The sequence below is a fragment of the Nocardia sp. NPDC056064 genome (genome assembly GCF_042266925.1).
GTDB lineage: Bacteria > Actinomycetota > Actinomycetes > Mycobacteriales > Mycobacteriaceae > Nocardia.
Window position 1 is genome coordinate 4,665,097 of the sequence record NZ_JBHJWO010000001.1, and the last position, 13,396, is coordinate 4,678,492.

A 13,396-nucleotide genomic window follows, 5' to 3' on the forward strand; every position below is an offset into this window, starting at 1 on the left:
TGAGGTGGAACAGCAATGACACGACCGGCACGGACCCGACCGGTGCGCACGCGGCGCCCCCGGGTGACCACCCTGGCGCAGCTGCTCGCCACCGCCGTCGAGACCGCTCCCGACGGCACCGCCGTCGTCCTCGCCGACGCCACCCGCACCATCGACAGCCGCACCTACGCCGAACTCGACGAGCGGTCCACCCGGATCGCGCGCCTGCTCATCGCGCGCGGCATCGGCGCGGGCGATCTGGTGGCCCTTGGCATCTCGCGTTCGATCGAATCGGTGCTGGCGGTCTGGGCGGTCACCAAGACGGGTGCCGGTTTCGTGCCGGTGGACCCGAACTATCCGCCGGATCGCGTGTCGCACATGGTGACCGACTCCGGCGCCGTGTTCGGCCTGACCGTCACCGCCGTCGCCGACCGGCTGCCCACCGAGGTCGACTGGCTGGCCATCGACGGTCCGCGGGCCGAGGCGCTGCTCGACGAGGTCTCCGGCGAGCCGATCACCAATGCCGACCGGTTGCGCCCGGTCCGCGCGGAGGATCTGGCCTACATCATCTACACCTCCGGCTCCACCGGCCTGCCCAAGGGCGTCGCGGTGAGCCAGGCCGGGCTCGCACCGTTCTGCGAGGAACAGCGCAGGCTCTACGGCGTCGAATCCGGCTCGCGCACCCTGCATTTCGCCTCGCCATCGTTCGACGCGTCGCTGCTGGAACTGCTGCTGGCGGTCGGCGCGGCCGCGACCATGGTGATCGTCGACCCGAGCGTGTTCGGCGGCGACGACCTGGCCGCGCTGCTGCGCCGCGAGCGGGTGAGCCACGCGTTCATCACCCCCGCCGCGCTGGCCTCGATCGATCCGGCCGGGCTCGACGATTTCCGGGTGGTCGCTGTCGGCGGGGAGGCGTGTCCGCCGGATCTGTTGCGGCGCTGGGCCGTTCCGCTGGCCGACGGGACCCTGCGGGAGTTCCACAATGTGTACGGGCCGACCGAGACCACCATCGTCACCAATATCAGTGTGCCGCTGAAGCCCGGCGACCCGCTGACCATCGGCGGGCCGATCGGTGGCGTCGCCGAATACGTCCTCGACGACCGGCTCGGCCCTGTGCCGCCCGGCGTCACCGGCGAGCTCTACATCACCGGCGCCCAGCTGACCCGCGGCTACCACGCCCGCCCCGGCCTGACCTCGTCACGCTATGTCGCCAACCCGTTCGACCCGGCCGGTTCCCGCCTCTACCGCACCGGTGACCTGGTGCGCTGGACCGCCGACGGCGCGCTGGAATACGTGGGCCGCAACGACTTCCAGGTCAAGATACGTGGCTTCCGCATCGAGCTCGGCGAGATCGACGCCGTGCTGTCGAGTCACGAGAGCCTGGACTTCGCCGCCACGGTGGGACACGAACTCGACAGCGGCGCCACGATTCTCGTCTCCTACGTGCATGCCGCGCCGGGTGCCACCGTCGACCCGGTCGCACTCGTCGCCGTCGCCGAACGCAGCCTGCCCGCGCACATGGTGCCCACCGTGATCATGCCGCTGGACACCATCCCGCTGACCCCGGTCGGCAAGCTGGACCGGCGGGCGCTGCCCGAACCGGTGCTCGAGCACGCGGAGTTCCGCGCGCCGACCACACCGGTGGAGCAGATCGTCGCCGGGACCTTCGCGCAGGTGCTCGACCTGGCCGAGGACGCGACGCTGGGCCTCGACGACGACTTCTTCGCCCTCGGCGGCAACTCGCTGCTGGCCACCCAGGTCGCCGCGCGCCTCGGCGCCGCGCTCGACACCGACTTCCCGGTCCGGCTGCTGTTCGAGGTGCCCTCGGTGGGCGCGCTGGCCCAGCGGCTCACCGAGACCGCGGGCGCCGGGGCGCGGCCCGCGCTGGTGGCGGTGCGGCGGCCGGAGCGCGTCCCGCTCTCGCTGGCCCAGCAGCGGATGTGGTTCCTCAACCAGTTCGATCCCGGCTCGGTGGCCTACAACATCCCGATGGCCGTGCGGCTCGACGGGGCGATCGATGTCGAGGCGCTGCGGGCCGCGGTGGGCGATCTGGTCGCCCGGCACGAGACGCTGCGCACCATCTACCCCGAGACCGAGGACGGGCCGGTGCAGCAGGTGCTGGCCGCCTCCGACGCCACGCCGCGGCTCGAGGTGCGGCGGATCACCGCCGATCAGCTCACCGCCGCCACCCACGAACTCGGCTCGTCCGGATTCGATGTGCGCAGCCAGGTGCCGGTGCGGGTGGCGCTGTTCCAGCTGAGCGACGCCGAATCGGTGCTGGCCGTGGTCGTGCACCACATCGCCGGTGACGGTTCCTCGCTGACCCCGCTGACCCGCGATCTCATGCTCGCCTACGGCGCCCGCGCGGCCGGTGCCGCGCCGGACTGGGCACCGCTGCCCGTGCAGTACGCCGACTACGCGCTGTGGCAGCGCGCGCTGCTCGGCAGCGAGGACGATCCGGACTCGCTGGCCTCGGCGCAGCTGGCCTACTGGCGCGAGGCCCTGGCCGGGCTGCCCGACCAGCTGGACCTGCCCGCCGACCGGGCGCGGCCCGCCGTGCAGTCCTTCGCGGGCGGGCGGGTGCCGGTCGAGATCGACGCCGAGACCCATCGCGCGCTGGTGGCCCTGGCCCGCGAGCAGGGCGCCACGCTGTTCATGGTGGTGCACACCGCGCTCGCGGTGACCCTGGCCCGGCTGGCGGGTACCGACGATCTCGCCATCGGCACCCCGATCGCCGGGCGCGGTGAGGCCGCGCTCGACGACCTGATCGGCATGTTCGTCAACACCCTCGTCTTCCGCACCACCCTCACTCCCGGTGAGCCCTTCGCCGACCTGCTGGCCCGCCAGCGCGATATCGACCTACAGGTCTTCGCCCACGCCGACCTGCCCTTCGAGCGGCTGGTCGAGGCGATCAACCCGGCCCGCTCGACGGCGCGGCACCCGCTGTTCCAGGTGGGGATGTCGTTCCAGAACCTCACCCGCACCGGTCTCGAACTGGGGCAGGCGGCGGTCGAGGCGGTCGACGTCGACCTGGCGGTCTCGCAGTTCGACCTGCACGCCATCGTCGCCGACCACTACGACGCCGACGGCATCGCCCAGGGCATCAGCGGCGTGTTCACCTATGCCACCGACCTTTTCGACGCGGCCACCGCCCAGGGCTACGCCGACCGCTTCGCCCGGGTGCTGGCCGCCGTCGCCGCCGCACCCGAGCGCCCCGTCGACGAGCTCGAGCTGCTCTCGGTCGCCGAGCGTGAGCGAATCCTGCACGGCTGGAACGACACCGGCCATCCGGTCGCTCCGACCACCCTGGCCGCGCTGTTCGCCGGGACCGCCGCCGCCCACCCGTCGGAGGTGGCGCTGGTCGATCCCGACGGCACCGAATTCACCTACGACGACTTCGCCGACCGGGTGAACCGGCTGGCCCGGCACCTGATCGCCCAGGGGGTCGGCGTGGAAGACCGCGTCGCCCTGGCCATTCGGCGGTCGACCGATCTGGTCGTCGCCATGTACGCGGTGACCCAGGCGGGCGCGGCCTATGTGCCGATCGACCCCGACCAGCCCGCCGACCGCATCGCCCACATCCTCGACACCGCCGCGCCGGTCCGCGTCCTGACGACCACGCGCGACGGATTCGGTGCGCCAGTGGCAGACCCGGCCGCGGCGGGTGCCCCGCCTGTGGTCGCCATCGATGCGGTCGAGCTGGCCGGGATCGCGGGCACGCCGATCACCACGCACGAGCGGCGGGGTGTGCTGCGGCCGGAGAACACGGCCTACGTGATCTTCACGTCCGGATCGACCGGCAAGCCCAAGGGTGTCGCCGTGTCGCACGGCGCGATCGTCAACCAATTGCGGTGGAAGACAGAGCGATTCGGCCTCGGACCCCACGACTCGGTGCTGTTGAAGACCGCCGCGACCTTCGATCTCTCGGTGTGGGAATTCTGGTCGGCGGCGGTGTGTGGTGGACGGCTGGTCATCGCCGCGCCCGACGGGCATCGCGACCCGGCGTACCTGCTGCGGACGCTGGCCCGGCAGGCGGTCACCACGCTGCATGTCGTGCCGTCCATGCTCGATGCCCTGCTCACCGAAGCCGTTGGCGCCCTGCCGGATTCGCTGCGCCGCGTACTCGCCATCGGCGAGGCGCTGCCCGCCGCGACCGCCCAGCGGTTCCTCGACGGCAACTCCGCCGCCCTGCACAATCTCTACGGCCCCACCGAAGCCGCGGTCTCCATCACCGATCACCGCGTCACCGCGAAGGACCGCACCACGGTCCCGATCGGCGCGCCCGAGTGGAACAGTCGCGTCTATGTCCTCGACGCGCGTCTGCGCCCGGTGCCGGTCGGTGTCTCGGGCGAGTTGTACCTCGCGGGGGACCAGCTGGCCCGTGGCTACTTCGCCCGCCCCGACCTCACCGCCGACCGCTTCGTCGCCGACCCGTTCGACGCGTCGGCCCGCATGTACCGGACCGGCGACCTCGTGGCCTGGACCGCCGCGGGCGAACTGGAATACCGGGGCCGCACCGACTTCCAGGTGAAGATCCGCGGTTTCCGGATCGAGCTCGGCGAGATCGAAGCCGCGTTGCTGGCCGTGCCGCGGGTCGCGCAGGCCGCTGTCATCGCGCAGACCGACACGCGACTCGGTGACCGGTTGGTCGCCTACGTCGTGCCCGAACCCAGCGCCGATCTGTCCGTGAACACCGTGAAAGCAGCTGTGGCGCAGGTGCTCCCGTCCTACATGGTGCCTGCGGTGTTCGTCGTCCTCGATCACCTGCCGCTCAACGCCAACGGCAAACTCGACCGTGCCGCCCTGCCCGCGCCTGCCCTCGAACCCCGCACCTACCGGGCGCCGGAGAGCCCGGAGGAGATCGCCGTGGCGGCGGTGTTCACCGAGGTCCTCGGCGCCGAACGTCCCGGCCTCGACGACGACTTCTTCGCCCTCGGCGGCAACTCCCTGCTGGCGACGCGCGTGGTGCACCTGCTGCGCGAGCGCACCGGCGCCGAACTCACCGTGGCCGCCTTCTTCGTCGACCCGACCGTGGCCGGGCTGGCCGCCCGTGTCGGCGACGAACACGCGGGTGCGGGCGACCTGGCCGCCGCACTCGCCGTGGTGCTGCCGATCCGCGCGGGCGGCGACCGCCCGCCACTGCTGTGCCTGCACCCCGTCTCGGGCCTGGCGTGGGCCTACGCGAGCCTCGAACCGCACCTGCCCGCCGAGCAGCCCATCATCGGCATCCAGTCCCCGGCGCTGAGCGACCCCGATTTCCGGCCCGCCTCGGCCGGGGAACTGGTCGACCGGTACCTGGCCGAGATCCGTGGCGCGCAGCCGCACGGGCCCTACCATCTGCTCGGCTGGTCGCTGGGCGGTGTGCTCGCGCAGGCGGTCGCCACCCGGCTCCAGGCCGAGGGGGAGACGGTGGCCTCGCTGATCATGCTCGACAGCGTCCCCGGCGCCGACCTGACCGGCTTCCGGGACGAGCTGCGCCACGCCCTGATCGAGCTGGGAATCCCGGATCACCAGTTGCCCGCCGCCGACCGGCTCACCGAGCTGGGCGACGAGGCCGTCGGCGCGCTGCACGCCACGCTGGCCGCGGACATCCCGATCTCGCGCGAGCAGTTCGTCGGCATGTATCGCGGCGCGTTGCACACGGTGGCGGCGGTGACCGAACTGTCGCCGACCCGATACGACGGTGATCTCACCTACTTCACCGCCCTGCGCGATCCGGCGGCGCTACGCGGCGGCGCCTCGCGCTGGCGGGCCCATATCGGTGGGGTCATCACCGATCATCCGGTGGACTCCGGTCATAACGAACTGCTCTCACCCGTGGCATCGGCCACGATCGGCCCGGTAACGGCGCAGGTCCTCGCCCTTTTCGAGCGGTAGTCGGATAGCGGCCCGTAACGGGTCGCCGGGGGATTACGATTTCGTTTCGAGAGAGTTGGTGTGTCGTGGCGCACACCTCGGCGACGGTCGGCGGTAGCAAGGTAGGTGTGGCTATGCTGTGTCCGAATCGGCCCGCCGGACGCGAGAGGTGTATTGGTCTGTGGAAAACTCCCGCCGCTCTGGCCGCACCGGTAGGCGGCGTCCTACCGGTACATTGTTCGGCCAGTTGCTCACGGCCGCCGTCGAATCCGCGGCCGGGTCGATAGCTGTTCGCTACAACCCCACCGGGATGCCCGGTGGTGAACGGGAACTCACTTATCGCGAGCTCGACGAACAATCCTCCCGGCTGGCCCGTGAGCTGATCGACCGTGGTGTCGGCGCCGGTGACGTGGTCGCCGTGGCGATCGCCCGTTCGATCGAATCGGTGCTCGCGGTCTGGGCCGTGGCCAAGACCGGTGCCGCCTATGTGCCGGTGGATCCGGCCTATCCCGGCGAGCGGATCGCGCACATCGTCGCCGACTCCGGTGCCGTGCTGGGGCTCACCACCGCCGCGCACCGCGCGCTGCTGGGCACCAGCCTGTACTGGATCGAACTCGACGATCCGGTGGTCGCCGAGCGCATCGCCGCGCGGCAGGCGCACGCGGTGAGCTACGCCGACCGGCTGCGGCCGATCGACGAGCGGCACCCGGCCTACGTCATCTACACCTCCGGTTCCACCGGCAAGCCCAAGGGCGTGGTGGTGACCCACACCGGCCTCGCCGCGCTGGTCGCCGCCGAACGCGAGCACTACGGCGTCGAGCCGGATTCGCGTGTGCTGCATGTGTGCTCGCCGAACTTCGACGTCTCCGTGCTGGAGTTGCTGCTGGCTTTCGCGACCGGCGCCACCCTGGTGATCTCGCCGCCGCGGATCTTCGGCGGCTTCGAGCTGTCGGATCTGCTGCGCCGCGAACGGATTTCCCATCTGCTGATCACCCCGGGCGCGCTGGAGTCGGTCGATCCGGCCGGGCTGCCGGATCTGCGCGCGGTCGTCGTCGCCGGTGACCGGTTCGGTCCGGAACTGGTCGGCCGCTGGGCCACCGACGCGCGGGCCTTCTACAACGGCTACGGGCCGACCGAGGCCACCATCCTGGCCACCAGCACCCGCCCGCTGCGGGCGAACGCGCCGATCACCATCGGCACCGCGATCCCCGGCATGGGCCTCTACGTGCTCGACGCGCGGCTGCGACCGGTGCCCGCGGGGGTCGTCGGCGAGCTGTATCTGTCCGGGCCCGCGCTCGCGCAGGGCTATCTGGGCAGGCCGGGGCTCACCGCGGAACGTTTCGTCGCCTCGCCGTTCGGCGCGGGCAGGCTGTATCGCACCGGCGATCTGGTGCGCAGGCTCGAGCCGGAGGGCAGCCTGGAATACCTGGGCCGCACCGACTTCCAGGTGAAGGTGCGCGGGTTCCGGATCGAGCTGGGCGAGATCGACAACGCGCTCACCGCGCACCCCGATCTCGACTACGCGGTGACCCTCGGCAAGGCCATGCCCTCGGGCGCGACCGGGCTGGTGTCGTATGTGTTGCCGCGCGTCGGCCACTCCGTCGACACCGGCGCGCTCGCGGAGTTCCTCGCCGAATCGCTGCCCGCGTACATGGTTCCGGCCGTCATCATGGTGCTCGACGCGCTGCCGCTGACCTCGGTGGGCAAGCTCGATCGCGCCGCGCTGCCGACGCCGGTGTTCACCGTGCGCGGCTTCCGCGCGCCCGCGACGCCCGCCGAACAGGTGGTCGCCGATGTATTCGCCGCGCTGTTGCTGCGCGACGGCGCGGGGCGGGTCGGCGCCGACGACGACTTCTTCGAACTCGGCGGCGACTCGCTGCTGGCCGCGCAGGCGGTGGCCCGGATCGGGGCCGCGCTCGACGTGCGGGTGCCGGTGCAGGCGGTGTTCGAGGCGCCCACGGTCGCCGGACTGGCCACCAGGGCCGAGCAGCAGCGGGCCTCGGCCCGGGCGCTCGCGCTCACCCCGCGCCCGCGCCCGGCGGTGGTGCCGCTGTCCTACGCGCAGCAGCGGATGTGGTTCCTCAACCGCTTCGATCCCGCCTCGGCGGTGGACAACATCCCGGTCGCCGTGCGCCTGTCCGGGCGCATCGACCTGCCCGCGCTGCAGGCCGCCGTCGCCGACCTGGTGACCCGGCACGAGGTGCTGCGCACCGTCTATCCGGTCTACGACGGCGTCCCCACCGACACCGTCCTCGACGGCGAGGGCCACCAGGTGGTGCTGGCCGCGGGTGATCCGGCCGCCGCGCCGGAGTTCGAGGTCGTCGAGGTCGCCGAGAGCGAGGTCACCGAGGCCATCGCCGCCGCGGCGCTGACCGGGTTCGATGTCACCGCGCGGCCGCCGGTGCGGGTTCGCGTGCTGGTTCTTTCGGAGACCGAGCACGTGGTGGTGTGCGTGGTGCACCACATCGCAGCCGACGGGTTCTCCTTCGCGCCGCTGACGCGCGATCTGCTCACCGCCTACGCCGAGCGCCGCGGTGGGGGCGCCCCGCAGTGGCCGCCGCTGCCGGTGCAGTACGCCGACTACACGCTGTGGCAGCGCGAGCTGCTCGGCGCCGAGCACGACCCGCGGGCGCTGCTGGCCGCCCAGGTGGCCTTCTGGCGCTCGACACTGGCGGATCTGCCCGAGCAGCTCGACCTGCCCGCCGACCGCCCGCGCCCCGCCGTGGCCAGCCGCCGCGGCGCCACGATGAACATCCAGGTGCCCGCCTCGGTGCACGCCGGGCTGGCCGCGCTGGCCCGCGAGCACAACGCCACGCTGTTCATGGTGGTGCACACGGCGCTGGCGCTGCTGCTGGCCCGGCTCTCCGGCACCCGCGACATCGCCATCGGCACGCCGGTGGCCGGGCGCGGCGAGCAGGCGCTCGACGAGCTGATCGGCATGTTCGTCAACACGCTGGTGCTGCGCACGGAGGTAGACCCCGGCACCCGCTTCACCGATCTGCTCACCGAGGTCAGGGCCGGTGACCTGGCCGCCTTCGGCCACGCCGACGTGCCCTTCGAGCGCCTGGTCGAACTGCTGGAACCGGTGCGCTCGACCGCCCGGCACCCGCTGTTCCAGGTGATGCTCACCTTCCAGAACCTGGCCCGTACCGACCTGGCACTGCCCGGTCTGGCCGTGTCCGGCGCGGACTTCACGGTGCCGCTGGCCAAGTTCGACCTGCAGGTGGAGCTGGCCGAGCACATCGGCGCCGACGGCGCGCCACAGGGCATGGCGGTCTCGTTCGTCTACGCCACCGATCTGTTCGACCGGGCCACCGTGGCCGATTTCGCCGACCGCTGGTCGCGGGTGCTCGCCGCGGTGGTCGCCGACCCGGCCGCCCCCGTCGGCGACATCGACGTGTTCGCGCCCGGTGAGCGCGAACTGGTGCTGCGCGAAGGGGATTCGCCGGGCATGGCGGTGCCCGAGGTGACCCTGGCCGACCTGATCACCGCGCAGTCCCAGCAGCGGCCCGACGCCGTCGCCGTACGCGCGGGGGAGCACTCGCTGAGCTTCGCCGAGCTGCTCGGCCGGGCCTCGGCGCTCGCGCGGGCCCTCATCGCGCACGGCGCAGGCCCGGAAACCCTGGTGGCCGTGGCCGTTCCGCGCACCGAGGAACTTCCGGTGGCGCTGCTGTCGGTGCTGCTCGCGGGCGCGGGATATCTGCCGATCGACGCGAGCTACCCGGCCCAGCGCCTCGAGTACATCCTCGCCGACGCGAAACCGACTGTGCTGCTGACCACCTCGTCGGAGCTGGACCGGGTGCCCGCCGCCGGGCTGCCGGTGGTGCTGCTCGACGAGCGGTCGGCCCATTCCACCGCGCCGGTGCGTCCGCAGGAGCGGCGCGCGCCGCTGCGGCCGGACCACCTCGCCTACGTCATCTACACCTCCGGGTCCACCGGCCTGCCCAAGGGCGTGGCCGTGAGTCACCGGAATGTGCTGGAACTGTTCGCCAACACCCAATTGCTGTTCACCTTCGACGAATCCGACGTGTGGACGGTGTTCCACTCGGTCGCCTTCGACTTCTCCATCTGGGAGCTGTGGTGCGCGCTGGCCGGCGGTTCGTCGGTGGTGGTGGTCGACCATCTCACCTCGCGCTCGCCGATCGAGTTCCGTGAGCTGCTGGCCCGCGAACGGGTGACGGTGCTGAGCCAGACCCCCACCGCGTTCGCCCAGCTCGACGAGGCCGACCGGGCCGCCCAGGCCGCCGGTGCCGTGCCGCTGGCGCTGCGCTATGTGATCTTCGGTGGCGAGGCGCTGGACCCGCGCAAGCTCAACCGCTGGTACGACCGCTACGGATTCGGGCCGGGCGCACCGCAATTGGTGAACATGTACGGCATCACCGAGACCACCGTGCACGTCTCGCACATGGCCATCACCCCGCGCCCCGCCGACGCCGACGGCGCGCCGGTGGAGCTGCCCGGCAGCCTGATCGGCCGGTCGCTGCCCGGACTGTCGGTGGCCGTGCTCGACGACCGGCTGCGGCCGGTGCCCTTCGGCGTGGCCGGCGAGCTCTACATCGCGGGCAACCAGGTCACCCGCGGCTACCTCGGCAAGCCGGGGCTCACCGCCACCCGGTTCGTGGCCGACCCGTTCGGCCCGCCCGGTGCCCGCCGCTACCGCTCCGGCGACCTCGGCCGCTGGATCGGCTTCCGCGGCACCCCGACCCTCGAGTACGGCGGCCGCGGCGACCAGCAGGTGCAGCTGCGCGGTTTCCGGATCGAGCCCGGCGAGATCGAGGCCGCGCTGCTCGGTGTGCCCGGCGTCGGCCAGGCCGCCGTGGTGGTGCGCGCCGACGAACACGCCGGTGACCGGCTGATCGGTTACGTCGTCCCGGCGGCCGGTGCCGCCCTCGACCCCGTCGCGGTGCGCGGTGCCGTCGCCGACTTCCTCACCGGCTACATGGTTCCCGACGCCGTGGTGGTGGTCGCCGGGCTGCCGATGACCGCCAACGGCAAGCTCGACAAGGCCGCGCTGCCCGCCCCGGAGTTCACCGCCGCCACCGTCTTCCGGGCGCCGACCACACCGATCGAGCTGAGCATCGCCGAGGTCTTCGCGGCGCTGCTCGGCGTGCCCGAGGTGGGCCTGGACGACAACTTCTTCGACCGTGGCGGCAACTCGCTGCTGGCGACCAGGGCCATCGCCCGGATCGACCAGGCCCTCGGCGCCGACCTGGTGGTCCGCGACCTGTTCGAGTCGCCCACGGTGGCCACACTGGCGAGCCGGGTGCGTCCCGGCGCGGTCGCCGCCCCGCGCCCGCCGCTGCTCCCGGCGCAGGAGCGCGGCCGTGTCCCGCTCTCGCCCGCCCAGCAGCGGATGTGGCTGCTCAACCGGATCGACCCGGATTCCCCGGCCTACAACATCCCGCTGGTGCTGCGCCTGCGCGGCGCGCTGGACACCTCCGCCCTGCGCTACGCCGTGGCCGACCTGCTCGAACGGCACGAGGCGCTGCGCACCCGCTTCCCGGCCGACGGCCCCGACGCCGTGCCGTACCAGGAGATCCTGCCGGTCAGCGCGGTGCTGCCCAACGGTCTGCCGGTGGAGGAGTGCGACGATCCGCGCGAGCGCGTGATGCGTTTGCTCGCGGGCGGTTTCGATGTGGCCGAGCGGGTTCCGCTGCGCGCCGGGCTGTTCACCGCGCCCGACGACGACCCGCTGGCCGAGGAAGAACACGTGCTGGCCGTGGTGGTGCAGCACATCATCGCCGACGGTGCCTCGCTGGCACCGCTGGCCCGCGACCTGGTGATCGCCTACCGGGCCAGGGTCGAGGGACGCTCGCCCAGCTGGGCGCCGCTGCCGGTGCAGTACGCCGACTACGCGCTGTGGCAGCGCGCGGTCCTCGGCGACGAATCCGACGAGGAATCCACCGCCACCAGGCAACTGGACTTCTGGCGGCGCACCCTGGCCGGGCAGTCCGGCACCGTCGAACTGCCGCACGACCATCCCCGGCCCCCGCACGCCTCGCTGCGCGGCGCCGATGTGACTACCACGCTGCCCGCCGACGTGCACGTGCGGCTCACCGATATCGCCCGCGCGCACAATGCCTCGCTGTTCATGGTGGTGCACGCGGCGCTGGCGGTGCTGCTGGCCCGGCTCTCGGGCAGTACCGACGTGACGATCGGTACGCCGATCGCCGGTCGTGGCGAACCGGAGCTCGACGACCTGGTCGGCATGTTCGTCAATACGCTGGCCCTGCGCACCGAGGTCTCGCCGCAGCGCGGGTTCGACGAATTGGTCACCGCCGCACGCGAAGTCGACCTGGCCGCCTTCGCCCACGCCGACCTGCCGTTCGAGCGGATCGTCGAGGAGGTGGCGCCCACCGGCACCGTCTCGCACAATCCGCTGTTCCAGGTGGTGCTCTCGTTCCACAACAACGAGGCCCCGCTGCTGCGGCTGCCCGGGCTCACCATCGAGGCGATGGACCTGGCCGCGCGCCCGGCCAAGTTCGACCTGCAGGTGAACGTGGAACCGCGGCTCACCCAGCAGGGCGAACCCGACGAGGTGAACATCGTGTTCACCTACGCCACCGACCTTTTCGACGAGCCGACGGTGACGATGTTCGCCCACGGCCTCACCGAGATCGTCAACGCGGTGGCCGCCGATCCGCGGGTGCGCATCGGCGACATCGACCTGCGCGACGCCCAGCAGCGCGAACGCGAACTCACCGCCGCGGCGTACGCGCCGGTGCCCTCGGCCAACGGCGCCGCCCTCGCCCAGGAACTGGCCTCGGCCGTCGAGGAGGACCCGGAGGCACCCGCCCTCGACCTGGGCGGCACCGAGCTGCCCTACCACGAATTCGACGCCCGCTCTTCGCAACTGGCCCGCTCGCTCATCGCGCGCGGTGCCGGTCCGGGCACCGGTGTCGCGGTGCGGCTGGACCGGGGTGTGCAGGCGGCGATCGCGACCTGGGCGGTGCTCAAGGCGGGCGCGGCGGTGGTCCCGCTGGCCCGGCTCGACGCCCAGCTGCCGCACGGCCTGGAGGTGAAACTCGGTCTGACGCTGGACATCTACGATGTTCCCGACGGCCTGGACTGGTACGACCTGGCCGACCCGGCGCTCGAGGCCGAGCTGGCCGCCGAGTCGCCGCGCCCGATCGGCTACGCGCACCGCACCCGTGCGCTGCGTGGCGACGATGTGGCCTTCGTCGGTGGCGGCCGCACGCTCAGCTACGACGAGCTGGCCGGGGCCGCCGAACGGGTGGGCCAGCGCACCGGACTGAACTTCGAGTCGCGGACCCGGGCCGCGGGGCGGCCGGATTCGGTGGCCGCGGTGCTGGAGATCGTGGCCGCGGGTATCGCGGGCGCGACGGTGGTGCTCTCGCCCGACGACGGCGAGGACGAGGTGAGTCACGTGTTCACCGAGGCGGCGGTCGCGGTGGCCGCACCGGGGGACGGCGCGGGCGCGACGATCGTGGCGCTGGGTGAGATGATCGGCGACGCCGGAGTGCCGCAGCAGCGGCGCGCGGTGATCGGCATGGATGGATAGGTGGAAAGCGCATGACCGGGCAGCGGCTAGTCCTCACGC

2 protein-coding genes are annotated in these 13,396 nt (G+C 72.3%); both read left to right on the forward strand.

The window, feature by feature from the left end; translation table 11 throughout:
• The first annotated feature begins 42 nt into the window (after window positions 1-42).
• On the forward strand, window positions 43-5,856 hold the full coding sequence (locus tag ACFC06_RS21805) for an amino acid adenylation domain-containing protein (protein WP_375934080.1): 5,814 nt from the start codon (window positions 43-45) through the stop codon (window positions 5,854-5,856).
• Between the two features lie 160 nt (window positions 5,857-6,016).
• Window positions 6,017-13,357: an amino acid adenylation domain-containing protein gene (locus tag ACFC06_RS21810; protein ID WP_375934083.1), complete on the forward strand. Its 7,341-nt coding sequence runs from the start codon at window positions 6,017-6,019 to the stop codon at window positions 13,355-13,357.
• The last annotated feature ends 39 nt before the right edge of the window (window positions 13,358-13,396 follow it).